This window comes from Natrinema sp. LN54 (assembly GCF_052439245.1).
Classification (GTDB): Archaea; Halobacteriota; Halobacteria; order Halobacteriales; family Natrialbaceae; genus Natrinema; species Natrinema versiforme_A.
Genome location: NZ_JBQVRP010000005.1, coordinates 82502 through 105283 on the forward strand (window position 1 = coordinate 82502; position 22782 = coordinate 105283).

The 22782-nt window shown below is 58.4% G+C and carries 17 protein-coding genes and 1 pseudogene; 5 read left to right on the forward strand and 13 right to left on the reverse strand.

Features of this window, described 5'->3' with window-relative positions; all coding sequences use genetic code 11:
* Positions 1-4: 4 nt before the first annotated feature.
* The 7 genes from ACT4ML_RS15700 to ACT4ML_RS15730 all read right to left on the reverse strand — a co-directional run bounded on the left by ACT4ML_RS15700 (position 5) and on the right by ACT4ML_RS15730 (position 7674).
* Positions 5-979, reverse strand: coding sequence for an ABC transporter permease (locus tag ACT4ML_RS15700; protein ID WP_444721705.1), 975 nt, complete (start codon positions 977-979; stop codon positions 5-7).
* Positions 976-2076 (reverse strand): ABC transporter permease, encoded by a 1101-nt coding sequence (locus tag ACT4ML_RS15705; protein ID WP_444721706.1) that lies wholly within the window; start codon positions 2074-2076, stop codon positions 976-978. Before ACT4ML_RS15705 ends, ACT4ML_RS15700 begins: the two co-directional genes overlap by 4 nt.
* Positions 2073-3674 (reverse strand): ABC transporter ATP-binding protein, encoded by a 1602-nt coding sequence (locus tag ACT4ML_RS15710; RefSeq protein ID WP_444721707.1) that lies wholly within the window; start codon positions 3672-3674, stop codon positions 2073-2075. Before ACT4ML_RS15710 ends, ACT4ML_RS15705 begins: the two co-directional genes overlap by 4 nt.
* A gap of 540 nt (positions 3675-4214) precedes the next feature.
* Positions 4215-4565: a hydroxyisourate hydrolase gene (gene uraH, locus ACT4ML_RS15715; protein ID WP_444721708.1), complete on the reverse strand. Its 351-nt coding sequence runs from the start codon at positions 4563-4565 to the stop codon at positions 4215-4217.
* A complete protein-coding gene (gene pucL, locus ACT4ML_RS15720; protein WP_444721709.1) occupies positions 4562-5545 on the reverse strand; it encodes a factor-independent urate hydroxylase in 984 nt (327 codons plus the stop codon). The genes uraH and pucL overlap by 4 nt, the downstream gene beginning before the upstream one ends.
* A gap of 185 nt (positions 5546-5730) precedes the next feature.
* Entirely contained in the window at positions 5731-6234 is a 504-nt protein-coding gene (gene uraD / locus ACT4ML_RS15725; RefSeq protein WP_444721710.1) for a 2-oxo-4-hydroxy-4-carboxy-5-ureidoimidazoline decarboxylase, read from the reverse strand.
* Positions 6235-6294: 60 nt separating this feature from the next.
* Positions 6295-7674, reverse strand: coding sequence for a dihydroorotase (locus ACT4ML_RS15730; RefSeq protein ID WP_444721711.1), 1380 nt, complete (start codon positions 7672-7674; stop codon positions 6295-6297).
* Between the two features lie 279 nt (positions 7675-7953).
* Here ACT4ML_RS15730 and ACT4ML_RS15735 point away from each other — a divergent pair, with 279 nt between their 5' ends.
* Positions 7954-9369, forward strand: coding sequence for an amidohydrolase (locus ACT4ML_RS15735; protein ID WP_444721712.1), 1416 nt, complete (start codon positions 7954-7956; stop codon positions 9367-9369).
* Positions 9370-9381: 12 nt separating this feature from the next.
* Here ACT4ML_RS15735 and ACT4ML_RS15740 read toward each other — a convergent pair whose 3' ends face one another.
* The 4 genes from ACT4ML_RS15740 to ACT4ML_RS15755 all read right to left on the reverse strand — a co-directional run bounded on the left by ACT4ML_RS15740 (position 9382) and on the right by ACT4ML_RS15755 (position 15071).
* Positions 9382-10251 (reverse strand): FAD binding domain-containing protein, encoded by an 870-nt coding sequence (locus tag ACT4ML_RS15740; protein WP_444721713.1) that lies wholly within the window; start codon positions 10249-10251, stop codon positions 9382-9384.
* Positions 10252-12609: a xanthine dehydrogenase family protein molybdopterin-binding subunit gene (locus ACT4ML_RS15745; RefSeq protein WP_444721714.1), complete on the reverse strand. Its 2358-nt coding sequence runs from the start codon at positions 12607-12609 to the stop codon at positions 10252-10254.
* Between the two features lies 1 nt (position 12610).
* Complete coding sequence (locus tag ACT4ML_RS15750; RefSeq protein ID WP_444721715.1) at positions 12611-13129, reverse strand: (2Fe-2S)-binding protein; 519 nt, start codon at positions 13127-13129, stop codon at positions 12611-12613.
* A 505-nt stretch (positions 13130-13634) separates the two neighbouring features.
* Positions 13635-15071 carry a uracil-xanthine permease family protein gene (locus ACT4ML_RS15755; RefSeq protein WP_444721716.1) on the reverse strand — a complete coding sequence of 479 codons (1437 nt, stop codon included), beginning with the start codon at positions 15069-15071 and terminating at the stop codon, positions 13635-13637.
* A gap of 1178 nt (positions 15072-16249) precedes the next feature.
* Here ACT4ML_RS15755 and ACT4ML_RS15760 point away from each other — a divergent pair.
* Positions 16250-16574 (forward strand): annotated as a pseudogene (locus ACT4ML_RS15760) (Na+/H+ antiporter NhaC family protein); the annotation flags it as partial.
* Positions 16575-17098: 524 nt separating this feature from the next.
* Here ACT4ML_RS15760 and ACT4ML_RS15765 read toward each other — a convergent pair.
* Positions 17099-18829, reverse strand: coding sequence for a transposase (locus tag ACT4ML_RS15765; protein WP_444721717.1), 1731 nt, complete (start codon positions 18827-18829; stop codon positions 17099-17101).
* A 297-nt stretch (positions 18830-19126) separates the two neighbouring features.
* Between ACT4ML_RS15765 and ACT4ML_RS15770 the strand changes: the two genes are divergently transcribed.
* The 3 genes from ACT4ML_RS15770 (at position 19127) to ACT4ML_RS15780 (ending at position 21391) form a co-directional block, all read left to right on the forward strand.
* Positions 19127-19663 (forward strand): hypothetical protein, encoded by a 537-nt coding sequence (locus ACT4ML_RS15770; protein ID WP_444721718.1) that lies wholly within the window; start codon positions 19127-19129, stop codon positions 19661-19663.
* A gap of 99 nt (positions 19664-19762) precedes the next feature.
* Positions 19763-20134 (forward strand): hypothetical protein, encoded by a 372-nt coding sequence (locus ACT4ML_RS15775; protein ID WP_444721719.1) that lies wholly within the window; start codon positions 19763-19765, stop codon positions 20132-20134.
* Positions 20135-20470: 336 nt separating this feature from the next.
* Positions 20471-21391, forward strand: a complete 921-nt coding sequence (locus ACT4ML_RS15780) for a UbiA family prenyltransferase (RefSeq protein WP_444721720.1) — start codon at positions 20471-20473, stop codon at positions 21389-21391.
* 4 nt (positions 21392-21395) lie between these two features.
* Here ACT4ML_RS15780 and ACT4ML_RS15785 read toward each other — a convergent pair whose 3' ends face one another.
* Positions 21396-22709: a cytochrome P450 gene (locus ACT4ML_RS15785; RefSeq protein WP_444721721.1), complete on the reverse strand. Its 1314-nt coding sequence runs from the start codon at positions 22707-22709 to the stop codon at positions 21396-21398.
* Positions 22710-22782 lie beyond the last annotated feature (73 nt).

Sequence of the window (22782 nt, forward strand, 5' to 3'; positions counted from 1 at the left end):
GGGGTTAGTCCTGTTCGCGGCTGTAGGCGTCGACCAGCGCCGAGGGTCCGCCCAGTTTATTGAGATTGCCCTGTCGCATGACGTACCAGAGGACGACGACCGTCATAATGTAGGGATAGGTATTCATCACTTGCGGGTTGAGCAGGAAGTCGACCGCCGACTCGACCGCGGCGATATCGATCCCCGAGAGCACCGCGTCACGGACCGCACCCGACCGGAAGGAGAGGGCATCGATGGCGGCGAAGAGGTACGCTCCGACGAGAAGCCGCCAGATGTGCCACTGCGCGAAGATGACCAGCGCGACGGCGATCCAGCCCCGGCCGGCGGTCATCTCGACGCCCCAGAAGTTGGTGAACGCGAGCGAGAGTTGTGCGCCGGCCCCACCTGCCAGTGCGCCGCCGAGCAGAACACAGGCGTACTGGATGCGGAAGACGGGGACGCCGGCTGTGTCAGCCGTCTCGGGATCCTCGCCGACCGCGGTGATCTCCGAGCCGACGTTCGTCCGAAAGAGGAGATACCAGATCACAGGAACGAGACTCAGGCTGAGGTAATCCAGCGCCGTCACGCTGAAAAACGCCTGCCCAACGACGGGGATATCCGACAGCAGAGGCAGGGGGATCTGGTCGAAGCCGTCGACGTTTCTGCCGACCCATGCCCGTCCGAAGTACGTTGTTACTCCCGTCCCTAACAGCGTGAGCATGATCCCGCTGATCACCTGATCTGCCTTGAGCGAGATACAGAGCACCGCGTGCAAAAGTGCCAGCGCAGCTCCGGCGACCATCCCGATGGCGAATCCGAGCCAGAGACTCCCGGTGGAGATCGCCCCGGCAAAGCCGGCGAGTGCCCCGGCTAGCATCATCCCTTCGACACCGAGATTGAGCACGCCGCTGCGTTCGGCGATGACCTCGCCCATCGCCGCCAGTAACAGGGGGGTTGCAAGCCGGACGGTCGATTCGAGGGTGCCGGCGATGATACTCATGCTGATCCCTCCACACTCGGATCAGATCCGGAGTCCGGCTTACTACCGAAGGTCACCGCTAATCGGTATTCCGTGATGAACTCCGCGGTCAGAAGAAACAGGATCGTCAGCGCGACGATCACGTCGACCAGTGCGTTCGGCACGTCCATCGTGATTGCGACCGTCGTTCCACCAGCGGTCAGGACCCCGAAAAACAGTGCGGCGAGAAGCACCCGGAAGACGCCGTTACGGCCCAGCAGGGCGACTGCAACCGCTGTGAATCCGTATCCGGGTGAAAAGCTCTCGAAGAGACGACCGTGGACACCCGCGATCTCGATGATACCAGCTAACCCCGCGAGAAAGCCGCCGATAAGGAAGACGAGGATGTAGATCTTGTAGCTGCTGATCCCCGCCTGTTTCGCCGCGGCCGGATTCGAGCCGATAAACGTGATCTCGTACCCGAGCCTCGTTCGGGTCAGAAGCAGCGTCCCGAGCACCGCCGCGATCGCCAGGATGCCGACACCGACGTGAAGCCGGGGATGGAGGACGGTCGGTAACTCCGCGGCGTCGGGGAGGCGATCGGTCGCTGTCTGCCCGCCGCGGCCCTGAAGCGGTCCGCGAAGCAGGTAGCCGGCAAACGTCGTCGCAGCGAAGGTGAGCATCAACGAGGAGATGATCTCGTTGACGTCGTGTTCGGCCCGGAGATAACCGGGGATCGCCCCGTACAGCGCGGCGGCGAGTCCGGAACTAAGCACCATTAGCACCAGTAGGACGTAGCTCGGAACGCCGTAGTTCAGACCGATATACGTCCCGACGATCGCACCGACATACAACTGTCCTTCCGCTCCGATATTCCAGAGCCCCGCCTTCAGCGGGATGTAGACGGACAATCCGGCGAGAAACAGCGGCGTCGCTGTCGTGAGGATATCGGCGATGCCACCGAGATCCAGCAGGCTGTCGAGGAAGATCTGCTCGTAGACGAGAATCGGGTTGGCCCCGATCCACAGAAGCGGGATTGCGGCGACGAACAGCGCCGCGAGAATCGTCAGCACGGGAGCCCCGTAGTCGAGCCACCGCGGAGTCGAGTCTCGGCTTTCGACTTCGATAGCGGGCGTCATTTGAGCCCCTCGGTTCGCTGTGTTCGCTCGGTTCCGTCCGGTTTGGCTCCAGTCGACATGTACATGCCGAGTTCCCACTTGTCGGTCTCCTCGGGTGTCGTCTCGAAGACGAACTGGCCGTCGTACATCACGAGAATACGATCGCTCATATCGAGCAGTTCGTCCAGATCCTCGGAGATCAGTAACACGCCCGTTCCGTCCGTCCGCTGTTCGAGCACGAGTTCTCGGATCCGCTCGATTGCACCGACATCGACGCCTCGAGTCGGCTGGTTCGCGACGAGTAGATCCGGTTTCCGATGCATCTCACGCGCGAGAATGAGTTTCTGGAGGTTGCCGCCGGACAGATCACCGGCAGCAGTCTCCCGAACGTTCTCGACGCCGCGGACGTCGAACTCCTCGACCAGTTGGGTGGCGTACGTCTCCATCTCATCGTAATCGAGCAAAGCGCTGTCATCCGAGAGTTCGCCGTTTCGATACACCTTACTGCCGGCGTTGTGCATCACGCTCAACTGCTCCGCACAGCCGTGTTCGTATCGGTCTTCGGGAACGAACGACACGCCGGCGTCGATGAACGCCCGCGGGGATTGGCCGGTCAGATCTGTGCCGTTGACGCTGATCCGCCCCGCCTGAACCGGCCGATCGCCGATCAGACACTCGGCCAACTCCCGCTGACCGTTGCCGCTGACGCCCGCGATTCCGACGACCTCGCCCTCGTGGACGGTGAGGTCGACGCCCGAAAGGACCGAGACGCCGCGGTCGTCACGCGCGCTGAGTCCCTCCGTCTCGAGAACCGGCTCACCGACAGCCACCGGTTCCGTATCGAGTCGAAAGAGCACCTCGCGTCCGACCATCTTTTCAGCCAGGTCACGCTGGCTGACGGTGTCGGCGTCGATCGTTTCGATTTTCTCGCCGTCGCGCAGGACAGTGACGCGGTCGGCCATCTCTTCGACTTCCCAGAGTTTGTGCGTGATGAAAATGACTGTGAGCCCTTCCGAAACGAGCGTGTCGATGGTCTCGAACAGTTGTTCGGCCTCGTTGGGCGTTAGGACGGCGGTCGGCTCGTCGAGGATCAGGAGATCGATGTCTCGGTACAGCGCTTTGAGAATCTCGACGCGCTGGCGTTCGCCGATATCGAGTTCCCAGACGTTCGCGTCCGGATCGACAGTCAGCCCGTACTCCGCGGCGAGTTCTTCGACCCGTTCGCGCGGCCCGTCTCGTTCTCGCCCGAATAACCGCTTGATCGGTGACAACACACCGCCGGTTGACTCGGTCTCACGTTCGCCCAGAACGATGTTCTCCAGGACGGTCATCCGGGAAACGAGCATGAAGTGCTGGTGGACCATGCCGATGCCGGCGTCGATCGCATCGTTCGGGGAATCGAAGCTGCGGGGCGTTCCCTCGAACGTGATCGTACCACTCGTCGGACTGTACAGTCCGTAGAGGATATTCATCAGCGTGCTCTTGCCGGCCCCGTTTTCGCCCAGTAACCCGTGAACTTCGCCACGCCGTACTGAGAGATCGATCCCGTCGTTGGCGACGATGTCACCGAACTCCTTGGTCACGTCCTCGAGTTCGAGTATCGTTTGTTCTTCACTCATAGTTGAATCATGTCGTATTGGTCTCTCGCGTCGATTTAGCACTCGTTCCCCAGTCGGATTCCCCGCTGTTCGCCCGGAGAAGTCGCTGCGATGGCCTCTCCAGACATATTCTATTGAAACGCTGAATCGTAACCGCCTGAACGGGAGTCAGACCCCTCGTACGCCGTGTGCGAGTCGAACGGCGAAAAGCCGGGGAAACTGGGGCTGGGGAACTCATCTCACGTCGACATTCCAAATATTTGCATTTATATATTCCTGTTTGGGCAGATATCGCACGATAGGGAGATAACAGTTTGGGAAATATATCTTTAACGTGGAAAAGCGAAAAACGATACATTAGATATGGCGAGTGCCGCTCGAAACGGACAGACAGATAACGCTTCTCACAGAAGAACCCGTCCGGCGAAACGGCCGACGGCACGTGATCATTATTGCAGCTCTTTCTCACCGGGTGAAGAGGACGGTACATTTCCGGGCATGAAAGCCTCGACTTCGTCGCCGTGGTGAAAAGAACCGCCACAACCGCGACGAGACTGCCCGTTAGCTTCCCCGGTAGGTCGTGTACCCTCCCGGCGAGAGGAGCAGCGGGACGTGGTAGTGTTCGTCCGGTTCGGCGATCACGAAGCGCACGGGAACCGTGTCGAGAAACGATGACTCGTCGTCGACCGATCGGTAGTACTCGCTGACGTCGAACAACAGTTGGTACGTGCCCGCCTCCATCTCTTCGGAGGTGAGCAGGGGCTCGTTTAGCCGTCCGTCGTCGTTGGTGACACCCTGTGCGAGTTGTTCGGCCTCGCTCGATTCATCCAGCCGCTGAAGCGTAACCTCGACGCCGGGAGCGGGCCCTTCTCGACCCGTATCCAGAACGTGTGTCGTCAGTTCGGCGCTCATTCCGACATCTCCTCGAGGTCGCTGTGATCCATCGAAAACTGCTGGAATCCAGTCGGTCGCGGAGGCTCTTTCAGCACTTTCGCGTCCCCGTCGAGATCGCGCTCCTGGATCCAGGTGCGATTGTTCGCCTCGAAGCTGACGGATTCGAGCTGCGGGAACCGTTCGAGCACTCGCAGCCCGATCTGGTAGATCAGATCCTGGATCGAGTTGGAGTCGACCTCGTGGAAGACGACCTGAGCGATATCGCGGACCTGCTCGGCGGGAACGTATCGCTCCGGATCCGTTCCCAGTGCGTCCGCCGACTCCGCGTACGTCCAGAAGATGTCGAGGGTGATGTGCAGTGCTCGGTCCTCCCGTTCCGGCAGCGTCGTGTACTCGTCTTGGACGTAGTCGGTGAACGAACTCCCCTTGACCTTGACCAGTTCGATGTCGGTTACGCCGCTGATGTGGTCCGCGATAACCGGACCGTCCTCGCTCCGTTCGAGGTAGATCTCCCCGAAGCCCGATTCGTTGTGAGACTGGCGAAAGACGAGGCCGCTATCCTCGAAGCCGTCCTCGCCGGGAACGTCCCGCTCCTCGAACGGAATCTCGTCGGCGGACATCTGGATCGACTCCATCTGGGAGTAAGTGTCCAGAAACTGCGAGCCGACGAACTCGAGAAAGCCCTCGATGGTGGCACCGTCGTACTCGCCGGCCTGATGGAGGACGAAATTCTTCATCGAGTCCGTCGCGACCACCGTGCTGTTGTCACCCTCGCTGAACGACGGTAAGAACGCTTCGCCGTCGACCTGGACGCGCACGTCGAGGCCGAACAGCGTGTTATCCCGACCGTCGAACGACGATTCGGGAATCGTCCGAATCCCCTCGAGCGGGGACGCGTACGTGCGGTAGACGGCGATTTTCTCCTTGCCGTAGTTCATCGTCCGCTGCTCGGAATCGTCCGCAGTACGACTCGCTGATCGCTTCTGATTAACCGTCATTGTCTGTCTGGACCATCTGGATCAGCATACAAAAATGCTGGCATTCGTACAACATTGGGGAGATAATACGCGATAAACGGAGGAGAATATCAACTGGGGGCCGACGAAGCTGTAATTCAGCACAGCTCGAGAATGACGGTTCTACGCCAGCCGTCGGTACCGAGCGGACCAGTCGGCGGCTGCCATCACGTGGGAAACCGATCTTCGAGCCGGAACCGGGCGATCGTGTGTACTTCCGCCAGCGCCGTCCGGAACTCGTCGGCTTCCGAGTGTTCAACTCGCCGTTCCATCGCCTCCCGGATCGCGTCCGGTGATTCGTCCCTGACGGCCATGATGAACGGGAACCCGAACGTCTCGAGGTAGCGTTCGTTCAGTCGTTGGAAGGCCTCGTACATCTCGGGGGAAAGCTGGTCGAGACCGGCAGCGGCCTGTTCCTCCTTGGACGATTCCGTGATATCGGTCTGATCGCCGAGATCCGGGTGCGCTCGGAGCAGTTCCAGTTTCTTTTCCCGCGATGCGCCGTTGACCGCGTGTTTCATGGCGTCTCGTAGCTCTGCAAGTGACGCGAACGGTCGGTCCGAGCAGACCCGCTCGGCGACCCAAGGGGAATGTTCGTATATGTCGTCCAACTCGTCGACGAACGCCGCTTCATCGAGGTTATTGATCTCGTCGATCGTGAGGTCGGCCATCGCCGGTTGTTATTCGCACTGCCGATGACTTAAACCGTTGCCTTCGTGCAATACAGAATCTCACACGCTCCAGTCGGGGACGTCTCGTTCGATGAACTCCCCGTGACCGGGGTCGGCCACGACCTCGTCGTCCTCGGCGACCACTGTCCCCCGGACGAGCGTCTTCGTGACTCGTCCCGTCACCTCCCGCCCCTCGTAAATCGAGTAATCCGCCTTAGATGCGTTGTCTTCGGCAGTGATCGTGTCTGTTGCTTCGGGGTCGAACAGGACGATATCGGCGTCCGTTCCCGGGTCGAGCGTCCCCTTGTTCGGGAGTCCGAACGTTTCCGCCGGATTGGTGCTCATGACGCGGACGAGAAACGGGTAGCTCAGCCCTCGCTCGTTGATCGCCTCGTCGTGAAACACCGGCAGGCTCACCTGCACACCGTTCGCGCCGTAGGGCCCCTCCCACCACGGCTGGTTCTCCTTGCTCGACCGCAGCTGGGCGACGTGGTCCGTCGAGATGACGCTCAGCACACCACGGCGGAGCGACTCGAACATCGCTTCGACATCGTCCGGCGTCCGGATCGGCGGCGCGATTTTCGGGAGATTGCCGAGCCTCGAGTAAATCGACGCATCGAGCGTCGTATAATGCGTACAGGTCTCCGCCCGGACGCGAGAACCGTCGTCCTGAAACCGGGCGATCGCATCGACCGCTTCGCGGCAGCTCGTATGAAAGCCGTAGTACTTCGCTCCGGCCTCGGTGGCGAGCCGGACTGCGTCTTCGGCGGCCATCGCCTCCGCGTAGTCCGGTCGAGACTGTGGATACTCTTCGGGAGCCGCCTTTCCGGCCGCCCGTAACTCGGCCGCGAGGGATCGACAGACCGAGTCGTCTTCCGTGTGGACCACGCCGACAGCCCCGTGATCCGCGAGCGCGTCGAACACCCGCCGCAGATAGCCGCTCGAGACGCCGAAGTCGTAGGCCGTGTACATTTTGAACGATGTCACACCGTCATCAATGAGGTCCGGAATTTCCTCGAAGAGATCGTCTCCCTCGCGGAGGATGCCGCCGTGGAGTCCGAAGTCGACGAGCGCCTCCCGTTGATTGGCACGCTTTCGTTGGAGCCCGTCAGTGATCGGGGCCGGTTCGTCCCACGGGCTCTCTTCGCTCTCGTAGGCTTGCCACGCGAAATCGATGACGGTGGTGACGCCGCCCAGTGCGGCCGCGCTCGTGCCGGTCCGATAGCTATCGATCGAGACGTGGTCGTCGATATGGACGTGTGGATCGACGATCCCGGGCATAACTAACTGGTCCGTTGCGTCGATTCGGACGTCTCCCTCGGGGCAATTTTCCTCCTCGCCGACGCCGACGATGGTCCCGTCGTTGATAGCGACCGCACCGTCGAACGTCGACGTGGCAGTAACGACGGTACCGCCCGCGATGACTGTATCGACCGACATGCGCTACCGGTACTGTCCCGGAGAAATTATAGATACCGATCACTCCCAACTCGAGCCGAAATCCGCCGGTCGATGTGCTCGGCGAAACCGCAACGATACCGGGGAACCGGAATACGGCGCCACTCTGTTATTTGTCATCTTTCCGGAGTTCGAAACCCACAACTGTTTAGATACTGGAGTGAAATATCTGGGTATGGTACCTTTCGAAGGGACCAACGGCAGGACTATCGGTTCTGTCAGGACAGGCGGTTGCAGACGGAGCACAGCGAGGTCGGACCGATGACTGAGACGCTCGTCACGAACGGACGGATCATCACCCAGAACGCCGATCGAGAACTGATCTCGGACGGGGCAATCCTCCTCAGAGACGACGTGATCGCTGCCGTCGGGCCGGCAGCCGAACTGGAAGCCGAGTACGACTCCGAACGACGCATCGACGCCGACGGCGGAACCGTCATCCCGGGGCTGATCAATGCACACACCCACGTTTCCGATATCCTTCTCCGGGGCGCGTACAGCGCGGATCGAGGGCTGTACGATTGGCTGTACAACGTCAAGCGCCCGGCCTGCATCGCGATGGAGTCGGAGGATCACGCCGCTGCCGCGGCGCTGTACTGCCTCGAGGCCATCCAGTCCGGCGTGACGACGTTCGTCGAAAACGATACGGAGATCATCTGGGACGGCCGGGCGGAGATCGAAGCCAAACTCGATGTCTACGAAGAGTCGGGGATCAGAAACGTCTACGGCGCTGGCTTCGCGGACGATCCCCCCGACGAGGAATTCGAGGCGCTGCTTACGGATATCACGGGCCGCGAGCCGTCGGTGGAGCATCCGCCTGCGGATCGTCTGACTGTCGAGACAGAGACTGCCCTGCACGAGGTGGAGTCGCTGCTGGAGGACCATCACGGTCGTGCTGACGGCCGCCAGTCGGTCTGGCCCGCTCCTATCGTCGTCGAAACCACGACGACGCAGGGCTTTCAGGGGGCCGCTCGACTCGCAGAGGAGTACGACGTGATGACGACGGCCCACGTCGCGGAGGCCGAGGCGCAGACGCGCGGACCGGCGCTGTCCAGTATCGAGTATCTCCGAAACATCGGCTATCTCGGCGACTGTACCCTGCTGGGCCACTGCGTTCAGATCGATAGTGCCGACGTGCGGATCCTGGCCGAGTCGAACACCGCCGTCGCCCACAACTTCTTCGCCAACATGCGACTGGCCACCGGGTTCGCGCCGGTCACAGACCTGCTCGACCACGGCGCGACCGTCGGTCTCGGGACGGACAACGCGAACCTCAGCGACACGGTCAACCCGCTGAACGATCTCCGGGCGGTCTTTGCGGCCCACAAGGGTTTTCACCGGGACGCGAGCGTCCTCGACGCGGCGACGGCGTTTGACATGGTCACCATCGACGGCGCACGCGCCATCGGCCGCGAGGACGACCTCGGCTCGATCGAGGTGGGCAAACAGGCCGACCTCGCGATCGTCGATATGGACCAGCCGCATCTCACCCCGGCCCCGGATCCGGTGTTCGCACTGGTGGCCGGCGCGCAGGGCTTCGAGGTGGAGACGCTGCTGTGTGCGGGGGAGGTCGTCATGTCCGACCGCGAGGTACAGACGCTCGGGGAGACGAACGAACTACTGGACGATGCGACCGCGGCCGCCGAGACTGTCGTCGAACGAGTCGGCATCGAGTGAGAGCGGCCGAACTTACGAATCCACTGCAGGCGATACAGACGCGCGTTCGAGCGCCTGCTGGCAGTACGACCGGACGAGACCGAGCCGATGGCGTCCGTCGGCCACCTCGTTCGCCACCAGCATCCCGGGATCGACATCGCGGAGTGCAGCGTCGGCGGCCCGCGCTCGCCGCTCGTCATCGAGTGTTCCGCCGGCGAGCGTCTCCTCGACCCGCGGGAGACGAATCGGATACGGCTTCGCGCCGTTGACCGCGACCCGTGCCGACTCGACGAGACCGCCGTCGGTTTCGAGGCGGGCGGCGACGCTCACGATCGCGTAGCCGGAGTATTCCGAGGTCCGGATGTACCCGCTCCGAGCCCCGTCAGGGATGGCGATTTCGGTGAGCAATTCGTCGGGTTCGATAGCGGTTTCATCGGGTCCGCAAAACCACTCCTCGGCGCCGATCCGGCGGCGGCCGTTCGGCCCGCGGACGACGATCGTGCCGCCGAGAGCGAGAACGGCGGCCGGAGCGTCGTACTTCGGATCGGCAACCACGAGGTTGCCACCGATTGTTCCCTGGTGTTTCGCCTGATAGTCGCCCACGGAGTCGGTCGCCTCTGCGAGTGCGCGGGCGTGATCGCGGACGGTCGCGGACGCGGCGATCCGGTCGTGAGTCGTCAGCGCGCCGATACGAGTTCCCCCGTCCTGCCGGGAGATCCCGCGGAGCGCGTCGATACCGCTGATATCGACGAGCCGATCCGGCGTCTCGATCCCGTCTTTCAAACGTGGGACGAGCGAATAGCCGCCGGCCACGATCCGCGTCTCGGAGTCGCCAGCGAGCAGTTCGAGCACCGCGTCGACGCTCTCGGCCTCGACGTACTCGACCGGGAGTTGGTTCGACATCTAGCTCCCCTCCTGGAGTCCGTCCCAGATCGACGCGGCGGTGATCGGGAGCTCGGTGATTCGAACCCCGACGGCGTCGTCGACGGCGTTTGCGACGGCCGGAGACGGGCCGAGGATTGACACCTCCCCGACGCTTTTCGCGCCGTAGGGCCCCGTCGGCTCGTAGGTCTCGACGATTTCTGTCTCGATCTCCGGCAGATCCGGCGCGTGCATTACCTCGTAATCCCGGAGCCCGCGGATATCCGGCCGGCCGTCCTCGTCGAAGGGCAGCGTCTCCGAGAGGGTCTGTCCGAGTCCCATGACCGCGCCGCCGACGATCTGGCCGCGCACGTTCGCCGGATTGAGCGCCTGTCCGCAGTCGACGGCGTTGACCAGTCGCAGGACCTCGAACTCGCCAGTTGCCGTGTCGACTTCGACCTCGGCGAGCTGCGCCGCAAACGGTTTGGGCGACAGCGCCGTGAAGTGCTCGCCGGTACCGATGAGACGGCGTTTCGGCCCCCGAACGCCCTCGAAGGCTTCAGCGGCGAACGCTCCGAGCCTCATCGACGTCCCGTCTGGGAACGAGACGTTCCCGTCGGCCAACTCGACGGACTCGGGATCCGTATCGTGCCACTCGGCCGCGAGTTCCCGGACCTTCCCGGCGAGATCGCGGGCCGCTTTCTCGGTGGCGTTGCCGCTGATGTAGGTGGTGCTACTCGCGTACGCGCCGTTGTCCCACGGCGTCGCATCGGTGTCGTCAGCCTTCACGTGGACCGACTCGATATCGAGGCCGAAGACGCTGGCCGCGATCTGGCCCATCACCGTCTCCGAACCCTGTCCCGTGTCTCCGACGCCGATCCGGACAGTGAGCGTGCCATCGTCTTCGAGGGTGATGGTACAGCGGGAGTACTCGCTGTTTGGGACGCCCGATTTCGCCATCGTCAGGGCGATTCCGTAGCCGCGCTGGTAGCGGTCGTCGTCGGGTTGGTCCGGTCCATCGGCCCAACCAACGGTCGCACACGTGCGGTCGAGACACTCCGTGACGCCGACGGACTCGAGTTCCGGCTTGCTCTCGCTGTGTGCTGGCTCGAAGCTCTCTTCGCCTTCCTCGATGACGTTCCGGCGTCGGAACTCGACGGGGTCCATCCCGATCGCATCGGCGACCTCGTCGATGTGACTCTCCAGGCCGAAGGTACCCTGTACGGCACCGTAGCCGCGCATCGCCCCGCCGGGGGTGAGGTTGGTGTAGACCGCCCGGCCCGTAAAGAGCCGGTTCCCGGTCGGATAGATAGACATCGGCTCGTGAGCGGAGTTCGAGAGGACCGCCAGGGCGTGGCAGCCGTACGCACCTGTATTCGAGGTGATGTCGACGTGCATCGCGGTGATTGTTCCGTCCTCCCGGACGCCGGTTTTGACCTCGACGGTCTGGGCGTGGCGGGTCTGGGAGACGTGAAGGTCTTCCTTGCGGCTGTTTTTGAGCCGGACCTTCCGGCCGGTCTCTAGAGCGAGTGCCGCGCTGATGAACTGGTTCGGGACCGTGTCCTGTCGGACGCCGAAGCCGCCGCCGACGCGAGGTTTGATCACCTTCACGTCGGTCCGGTTCAGCCCGAATGCGCGGGCGATTTTGTCCCGACAGATGTGCGAGACCTGCGTCGTCGTTCGGAGTACTAGCCGCTCGCGGTCGTCGATCCACGCGATGGTCGTGTTCGGCTCCATCGGGAGGTGCTGGACGATCTGACTCTCGTATTCGCCCGCAACGACCGTGTCTGCCCGCTCGAAACCCGTCTCGACATCGCCCTCCTCGTGACGCGTCTCACAGACGATATTCCGCTCGGGGACGGCGTTTTCCTGTGGGTTCTCGTACTCCTCTGGGTGCAGCGTCGGCGCGTCCGGCTCCATCGCTTCCTCGGGCTCGAGTACGTGTTCGAGCACCTCGTAGTCGACGTCGATGGCCTCGATAGCCCGCTCGGCGGCGTCGGCGGATCGCGCTGCGACCGCCGCGACCGGTTCGCCGACGTGTCGCACCGTCTCGTTGAGGACGTGCTCGTCGAACGGTGCCGGTGCCGGGTACGGAAAACCGGTTCGCGTAAACCGTTTGTCTGGAACGTCCTCGTTGGTGAGCACCGCTTCGACGCTCTCGATCGCCTCGGCGGCCTCGGTGTCGACCGATCGGATGCGAGCGTGGGCGTGCGGGCTGCGGAGGAGCCGTCCCTCGAGTGCGTCTCCGGTCGGGATATCGTCAGTGTACCGGGCGTTGCCGGTGACGAGCCCCCAGCCGTCGACCTTCTCGACGCTCTCACCCACGGCTGCGCTCGTCTCGTCTGTCTCGTTCGTCTCTCCGGACGCTGTCGACTGCTCGGTGAGTTCGGACGGAGGCATCTCAGTGCTCTCCCTCGGCCGCCGGCTCCGCGTCGGGGAGGCGCTCGGCCGCGGCCTGTATCGCTTCGATTTGCTGGACGTAGCCGGTACAGCGGCAGATGTTCCCGCTCAGGGCGTCGGCGATCGCCTCCTCGGTCGGTACCGTGTCGCGCTGAAGCAGGTCGTAGCCGGAGAGCAACACGCCGGGGATACAGTAGCCACACTGGGCAGCGCCCCGGTCGAGAAATTCCTCCTGGAGCGGATGGAGCCGGCCGTCGTCGTCGAGCAGCCCCTCGACGGTCATCACGTCGTCACCGTCGCAACTCGCCGCGGGAACGAGACACGAGCGGGTGAGGCCCTCCTCTCCGAGGATCACGTTACAGGCACCACAGACCCCCTCGTCACAGCCGTTTTTGACGCTGTAGTGGCCCGCTCGCCGGAGACTTGACATGAGCGTCTCGCCGGGCTCGATATCGAGCCGTTCGCGTTCGCCGTTGATGCAGACGCGGACAGAATCTGCTGATTTCTTTTCTTGGCTCATTCTCTTACGCATTGCACACCATATCGACTAAATCCTTTGGATATGTGTGCTATTTGCGAGACACTACTAACAGTCACTAGCTTTTCTCACGCGCCATGGCTGCTGGTTCGACACAGGTGAACCGTTCTACACGGTTCGGTATGTCGACGCACAGTCGTTGCGACTGCTGGAACCGATTGTGACGGTCCGTCTCGGACCGAGTTCGGCCGGGGACGGATCGGCCCTGCCGTTCGCTGGGCGGGCCCGTAAACGGCCTCGAACCGCTTGCGTGGCCCCTCAGTCCGATGTGCGACACCGTCTGTCTCCTCGAGCAGTGTCTCGAGCGCGAGTGAACTGTCCCGGCGGCGCGTTACGGGTCCGTGAGCGCATTCGCCGGAACGGCCGCGCGGGCGTCACGGATCTCATACGGACTGTCGGACGGCTTTTCCGGAACGATCGTGACCCGTTCTGCGGTCGCGCCGGCAAATCGGTACAGCGGACGGTACCGGTTCGTAGAGCCGCGGTATCAATCATCGTCAGGCACGGGTTCGGTCGGACTGTCGGTCGTCTTCTCGCCGATCTGCATCGGCATCTCCGGCGTGAGCCCGTCGGTGTACTCCGTCGGTCCGAATCCAACGCCCCCGCCGGGAAGGACGATATTGAGGACGAGCGCGGAGATCCCGCCGCTGACGAGCGCGGAGCCGAACAAGGTCTGTACCTCGTCGGGAAAGTTCGCAAGGAGTTCGGGGCGGAGCGAGACGCCGAGTCCGAGCGCGATGGACAGGGCGAGAATCGTCGAGTTCCGGTGGTCGAGGGTGACGTTCTGGAGGATGATGCGTGCGCCCGAGGAGAAGATCATTGCGAACAGAATCAGCGCACCGCCGCCGAGGACGGCGTCCGGCATCGCGGAGACGACCGCACCGATCTTCGGGACGAACCCGAGGATTATCAGGGCGACGCCTCCGATTCCGACGACGTAGCGACTCGCGACGCCCGTGAAGTTCACGAGTCCGACGTTCTGTGAAAACGAAGTGTTCGGCATCGCGTTGAATACGGCCCCGAATATGCTCATCACGCCGTCAGCGAGCAACCCACCGCGGAGTTCCGCTTTGGTAGCGTCCCGGCCCGTCGCCGCGACGGTCCCGGAGATATCGCCGATCGTCTCCATCCCGGTAACGATGTACAGAAATGCCATCGTGAGGACGGCGCTCGGCGGGAACGAGAGCCCGTATTTCAGCGGGATCGGAACGGTGATCCACCCGGCAGTCGCGACGCCCGAGAAGTCGACGACGCCCAGCGCGATCGCTGCGACGTAGCCGACAGCGATACCGACGAAGACGCTGATCACTCGAAGGAACCCCTCGAAGAACTGGTTGAGGACGAGCGTCGTCACCAAGACGAGCCCCGCGAGACCGAGATTGAGGACGGAGCCGTACCCCTCGGCACCTGGTCCTGCAGAGGCACCAGCGGCGTAGTCCATCCCGGTCGGAATGAGCGTCAGTCCGATGAGCATCACGACGATGCCCGTGACCAGCGGTGGGAAGTATCGCCTGAATCGGTCCAACGTGACCCCCATGACCATCTCGACGGGCGCGGCGATCAATGCCGTCCCGAACACCGCGGCTAATCCGAACTGACTGCCAATCCCGATCAACGGACCGAGGAAGGCGAAACTCGTTCCCATGACGATCGGGAGTCGCGCACCGACCGGCCCGATAGGGAAGACCTGAACGAGCGTCGCGACGCCAGCGACGATCAGCGCCATCTGGACCAGAAACGTCGTCTCTCCAGTCGCGGAGCCGACTGCACCCGCGAGGATCAGCGGCGGCGCGACGTTTCCGAGGAACATCGCGAGGACGTGCTGGATGCCCAGCGGAATCGCCTCCGCCATCGGTGGTCTGTCTTCGATATCGTACAGTACGACGGAGTCGCTTTCTGATTTGGTGGCTGATGAACCACTCATACATTTGGTTCTCCCCGACATACCTTTTCAAAGCACTCCTTAGACACCTATTATACCTACGCTTATCTTATTCTATTCGGCTACTCGAGATACAAACGGAATTTTGGAGCGGATGTGTCTAGCTCCTAGAAATATACGTTCGAACATCTCGAACGGCCAGCTACAGGTAATCGATGTGTTTGAGATATCGCGGAGGATAGTGGGTATATTTAGAATTATCCTGTCTAATTCCCACTATCTATTCAATAATTCCCGGAACAGCGCAAAAGCGATTCAGTAGCGACGTTCGAAATATGCGAACGAAACGATTACTCCCGTTACCGACGCCGAAACGCTATTCGCGGAACTCGACCGGATCTGGGAACGAGGTACGCATACAACGCTGCGGAGGAACTCGACGGGTTTCGGGCCCTCAGCGCGCCGACCCGTGACGCTAACGACCACGTTCTCGAATCGCTGAGCGTCTCCGACCCGACCAGTCATGCGGGAAGACCGATTCCAAGAGGGGTATCCAACGAGTCACCCGCTCGACGAACGTCAGCGAGGTCAGTATCGATATGAGTACCCAGTCGTCACAGCGCGTTCGAAGTGCTCGAACCCATCCCCGACTCGCCAGCAGATCACGCCACGGACCGGAACTCCGCCCGAAGAAAATACCAGACATCGGATCGTTATTCCGGGTTCGAATCCGATCTCGGATCCGGATCAAACGCGTCGAGGAGACCGTTAGAGAAGGGCGTCGAAAAGATGACGTTCGAGTTACAGTCGTGCGGACGGCCGAACCCGAGACCGGGTACGAGGATACGATCGATCACCGCTCCAAGAGCCAACGCGAAGTAACCGGACTCACCTTCGCGCTGGCCGGCTATCTCGTTTACGCTGTCCACGAAGCCCCCCGCTCATGTCGCCGGATTCGTTCGAAGCCATCGATTCGAACTGGCTCGCCGATCTCGTCTCGTACTGACTCGGTCAGATCGACGGTCCCCGTTGCGTCTCTGTGGGTCGGCGGCATCTGTATCCACACGTTCGGAGCGATGCACAATCGTTTCCCGATATGGAACTGCCTTCAGTTGTGTCTTGTTCTCTATCAGTCGTTCAGTGACCCGTTGTTTCCTATCGGACCATTCGATGAGGGATTACAAGCATATGGACGTAATATTTGGCTATCTAGTATGCTTGGCCCTATGTTGAACGCCGAGTGGTGATCGCGAGCCGAAAAGAAGACCCGCCGCGACGCCGCTGTCCGACATCACGACCGATGTTGGCGAGCCAAGCGAAAAGAACCCTACCTTAGTCAACTTCTTCGCTCCGGTTCTCACGCTGTTGATCGTCGGTATCGTCTCGATGTGGTGTTTCCGTGGCGGTCACCAGCCAGGCGTTGACATCGCGACCGCATTCCAAGAAACCGACGTCGTACTCGGTCTCTTATACGGCTCGTTTGCGTTCATGACCGTCGAGATGCTTGGTGCGATCGGCTTTGGAACGATGGATCTCGAGGAGAGTATCCCGGTTTTATCGACGATATCGGTCGCTCTGGGCGGGCGTTCATGCGTGGTCTAGCGACCGGGAAGATCGTCGCCGATCTCGTTGTGGACGGTGAAACTTCGATGGTCGGATACATGGGAATGACTGGCTACAGAGTTGACCAAGCCCCATCTCGTTTTCAATGTCGACGAGGTACAGCGTTCCTATGAGTACGGCCCGCCGGGGTCGCACCTAGGATAGTAACACAGTTCTCCAAAGAATTTCCCGTCGAAGGGTTCGATGAAGCCTCCGCTCGGCTACTGTCGCTTATCGGGGTTGAGTCCGGGTCCCGAGAATTTGTGAGTCACATTCTTCGCGTGCTTATAAACCTACAAATGAAACTAGGAAATTCACGAGCTAGTGACTCCAAATCCGGTGTGAAAATCGGACAAGATCGAATTAGCAACTACGTATCATCCACATATCTGACAATCAGTCCGAAACCCCACGAAAATCGACAGCACAGCCGCTACCGAATCGGTAAACCCGGAGTGAGAAAAGCGTTACCCGAACTCACGCAGGAAGTCGCCCAACGCTCGGACAAACGTCTTCGCCGTAATCACTGGCGGCGACCGGATCGGCTCGTCGAGCACGACCTTGATTAGATAGTCTGTGAGCCGCCACAGATTATAGATCAGCGTCGACAACGCGAAGTTACACAGTCGAAGCCGGTAGTCCGTCGACGACGTCTTCGGCATGAAGTCCTTGATCGACTTGTACTGATTCTCGATATCCCACCGTCGACTGGACCCGTTCACGACACTCGAGATCTCCTCGGGCTCGACGCGATCCTGGTTCGTTACGAACACCGCGTACTTTCCGTCGGCATCATCGCTCGTACTCGGTGCGTACAAGAACTCCGCTTCGTGATGTACCTCGCCGTCGATTCCGAACGGAACATCGTGCTTGACAGCTTCGTCTGCTGTTGGATGCTCCTGAATATTCTGGATCGCTGCCAAGTCATCCTCGTACGTCGGCACTGGAGAGAGGTACGTGATTCCGCGCTCGTCGACATCTGCGTACACGCGATTCACGTAGAACCCTCGGTCGAACATCACCGTATCTAGATCGACGAACTGCTCGGCCCGATCAAGCAATCGGCTCACCAGGTCAGCTTTCGAGTACGACGGTGAATTGTCGGGCTCCCACGCAGAATCCTCTTTCACAGGCTCAATACCGAGGACGATCGGTGCGTGGTCGCCAACTAGCGTGATGGTGGCGTACTTGTACCCACGTTTGTACTCACCGTCCTTCTTGTACCCGCTTACCATCTTCGGATAGTCCGGCTTCGCGATACTCGCTTCTTTGTCCTCCCACGGCCAGACGTGGAACTGCTTGTGCGTGATGTCGATCGCTGCGACGGTCTCCCGAGAGTCGAAGGGATCGTCACCACGGATCGAGTTGATGATGTTTTCCGTCGCGGCGTTGAACGCCGTCATAATCGCGTCCCGGATCTGGTCGATCTCGGGCATCGAATCGTCATCCTCGAAATCCTCGAATGTGAGCTGCCCGTCGGACTCCTCTGGCGTGGCAATCTTCTTGATTGCCCGCAGGAACGTTGAGTCGTCACAGATAAGGTCGTTATCAGTGAGCCAGCCGTACTGGGCTTCTGAGTGGGCACTGCCGTTGTTCGCGCAGATACTAGCGAACATATCTAATATCACCTCGTCAGAGTACTTCTTGTGGGCCGCTCGGTGGGTGTCGAATTCGGGAATGACGTGTTTGCGAGCGAGCGTCAGCGTCTTCTGAGCTTTCTCCTTCTTGTACTCGTTCGTGCTCGGCGATTCATCCTCGTCGTCCGTTGGAACTGACGGAACGAGGCCTTCCGTAAGAACACCGTTATCGAGAGCCACCTGCCGGACGCCAGCAACCGTTCGATTGAGGACTTCCTGAGTGCCCTCGCTGAACTGCGCGTGCGCGTACGAAAGCTCTTGTTGGGTAGGCGTATTCGAGAGATCAGTAATATCGAGATGAAAGCTCTTGACTAAGCTCGGCTCCCGGCCAAGTCGTTGCGCTAATTCGTTCTGTGAGATGCCGCGAATCCCCTTGAACAAGAGCGTGCGGAACATTTCATCAGTTCCGAAGTCAACGCGGTTCTGATCGCGGGTATCTTCCAGTTCATCGACGAGAATTGAGAGTTTCCGGATGACGTCCCAGAGGTGATCTTCACGCTCACAGAGCGTCTCCGCGTGGATAATGATTGACTCAGCGACAGCCGATGGGTCAGTCGACATTGAACCACCTCCGGGACGAGCTGCTCTGTTTCTGAGCTGCAGTCGACCAGATACTGAAGTGATCGTGTGTAGATGTGTCTGCTGTGAAGAAGAGAATATCAGTATAGAGTAGAGTAAAAATATGGTTGGACATTAGAGTCAATTCTCTGCTTTCAGCTTGTGATGGGAGATATATGAAGGGATATGCGTGCTGTACTTGGAGAATTGATTGTAGCCACTATTCGGTGTGGTTCAAGAATTAGTTTGAATCAAATATCGATTGGATTTATAGTGGTGGGTGGAGAACAGGGAGGCACGATGGGATTGGACGAACTCGAGGCGTTTCTTCGGAAGAAGGGCGCGGCGGAACTCATCACGGAGATCGGGACGGGAACAGCGACGTTCAACGCGCTCGTCGACGCGGTTTCAATAAGTGGATCGACAGTGTCCTCGAGGCTTTCAGAAGGTGTTGAGCGTGACGTGTTTTCGGTGAGTCACAGGCCGACCGAGCATGGGACAGAGAAGCGGTATGAGCTCACGATCCTCGGACGTCGCGTGTATGATTGGGCCGTGCAGACGGAGTTCGAGCGGAAGGTCCGAGAACTCCGCCGGGTTCGGCAGGAACATGAAACGGCGTTCGAGCAGCTGGTCGGGAAAATCAATCGGGATATGGAGATTCACAAAATGGTTGTCGACGTAGATCCATTGGTGGATGAGGACGTAGAGCTGCCTGAGGATACGTCTGTCGTGCAGAAAGAGCCGTCTGAGGAAGCGCTCCGTGAAGCTCATTTCGAACGGATGGAAGAATCCCTCGAGCCCATCACAGACGACCAATCCGAAGAGAATAGTGAGTGAAGACAAACTCCTGAACGCTAACTACACCTGCGAGTTTAGCGATAAATTCTCAGCTAGTTCCGTCGAAAGGCTGATACGACTATCATTGTAATTTTGGATATGGGCGTGTTCTCCGCTTACGGCGACCGGATTGCAGCGATTACACTCGGTGCCTGCTTGCTGCTCGTGAATCCGTTTGAACTCACATCAGACGTAGTTGCGACTGGCCTGATCGGAATTCCCGTCACACTGCTCCTTTTTGGTGTGACAGGCATTTCAAGACGCTCTGCCCTCCTCATCGGCGGAAGTAGTACGCTGGGCTTGATAACAATACTGAGGAAGCCAACACCAACAATAAACGGGAAGATGGTCGCTATGGGGTATCCAAGGTATCCTCCGATACCAGATAATCCCAAAAGGGCAACACCCAAAGCAATCCACGTATATTGCCACCGTTCCAATTCAACCATATCCTATATCTTGACAATCTAGGAACATAGATTTCCACTTTTGTGGTCAGTTAGAACACCTATTGAGCAGTTGATTCTCCCTCTCTAACGCTGCGAATAAGTCACGCATCAAATCCATCATCTGCGGTTGTGCCACCTCTCCTAAAGAATTAAGTAACTCGACCTCGGCGATAAGTATTGTAGAGTTGATGGTTTGTAGAAATCCAAACGCAGAATCTGTGGAATAATAGATAGCTGTTACAGATATGTATAACAGATTTACTAGTAGGATCTGATTCAAACTTGGAGAAATATTTTCCGAAAGTTAGAAGGGTTACTAATATCAATTGAAAATAGAAGTGTGGAATCATCTAATAATATGATCACAATACAAAAAACAAGTTTAGGGCTAATATATCAGAATCTAAAGAGTTTTTTGGTAGTTAACCGTCTGCCGGAAACCATCGGATACAACATCATATATATCGCTATTGGTATTGGTCTTGTGTCTGATCATCCAATTTCAGCTGTTCAGACCTATAGCTCCTATTTGTTTGTTCTTTTCACTGCTATGATGGTATCGAAAATGCAAGCCTCAGTTGCAGATGCTTTGCACGATTACAAAATTGATAAGGAGAACCCAGAGAAATCATATATCGCTGAGTCAGTTCGAACACTGGGGGAGAGAAACCTCTATTCGCTACTTGTAGTCGAATTAACGGTTGGACTCTCTCTTTGGGGGTGGCTTGCTTTCAGGACCGAGAAGCTAAGTTTCCTTCTTATGGGTGCTATAGTTGGGGTATTCGGGTTCACATATTCGTATCCTCCACGGATCAAAGAACGAGGCTTCTTAAATCATATTGTCACAACGGGGGTAGACGTGATTTGTGCTATCCTTCCCGTTTCACATCTTATGGGACTTATATTCAATCGGGGAACCAATTTATTGATTTTATCTGTATTATTTTACATATTGGGTTATCACATAGCTCACCAAGCAGCGGACACGTATTTCGATCGGAAAAGCGGTCTCTCGACCTTCACTCAGCAGATCGGGGTCAGTGAAAGTATACTCCTGTCTGGAGTATCCACAATCACAGCTGGAATTTTCACATGGATTGCTGGGTATTCTATAGCGTCTTTAGGACTTGGCATTGGTGGACTGGCGTACGTATTCCTCTTCTACCAGATAATGGGCAAATCAGAAAAGGAGCAGTCACTAATTGTCGCTCGCTGGTTTAGTGTCTCACTCTGGGCTACGTACCTAAATGGGGTTCTAGCGTTAGATCTACTTCTGTAGTACTTCAGTTCCGTTTATCGAGCTTAATTTTGATCGGGGACTTAGGTTGTGTTGAGAGTGAGGGTATCACATCAAGAGATGCCTCAGAGGCTACTTTTGGTGTGAATTCTTGGAGAATCATCTCAAGTACGATCTTTCCTTCAAGCATTGCTAATCGTTCCCCGATACATCGTCTTGGACCTGCTGCAAATGGGAAATACATTCCTGGGGATGGTTGTGATAGCGAATCCGATTCCCACCGATCTGGTTGGAATTCATGCGGGGACTCGTATAGCCGATTGTCTCGATGAGTGACCCATTGACTCAAACAGAGAAGGGTCCCTTCGGAGATCTTATGACCGCTTAGAATAACATCTTCAGTCGGTTGTCGAAATATCGCATATGCAGGCGGGTAAAGCCGAAGAGACTCTTTCAGGATATGGTCAAGTAGATTGTACTGTTGAAAAGGCTTTCCGGAGTTTTGTGGCTCATTTTTGTCGATTTCGTTGATAGCTTGAGATCTGATATCTGGATTTAAGCCAAGCAAATAGGCTGTATATGCTAACATGAGCGCGGTAGTCTCATGGCCAGCGAGTAGAAGTGTTACAACCTCGTCTCGAATCTCTGCTTTAGTCCACGATTCTTGATCAAGAAGATCAGCTATGAGTGAATCATATTCCTCAGGCTGGGCTATGTGGCGAGTAATGATTTCGTCGACGATCTCGTCAAGTTTAGCGAGAGCACGACGATAGGATCGATTTCTCGAGGTGGGGATCCACTCTGGGAGGTAGAGGTAGGTTTGGGCGATATATGTGAAGTATTCGATGATTTCATCAAAAACAGAGGTTAACTCCCAGTTCTCCGAGCGAAGATCAATGTCGAAAAGCGCATCGGTGATAATACTCAGTGTGAGCTCTTTCATTTCTTTTCCGAACAAGACTATATCGCCGTCTTCCCACTGGCTCAATTTGTATTCAGTATGTGTTTTTATTTGATTGGCATAAGAGTTCATTTTCTGGGGGTGGAAGGCAGGTTCAAGATCATGGCGGTTTGATCGCCATCGATCGCCTTCTGCTAAAACAAGTCCGTTGCCAATCAACGAGGATGTTACTCGTTTATGGAATCCTCCCTTTCGATATTTCTGATTTTCATCAATTAGAACTGTTTGAATATCATCGGGGTTCATTAGAAGAACAATCTGGTTGCGAGCAACCCGAATTTGAGCGATGTCCCCATATTTTTCGGGGAAAGTGCGGAACCACTTTAGGATGTTTCTGCGATAAAATTGGTGAGTATTTCCGATAAGGGGATATCCAGTTGGACCGGGGAGTTGTGACATCACATTGGATCGAGTGAATGCTAGAGAATAAATTTGTTTCTCGGAAACTGGTGGTATGGCCACACTCTGATGA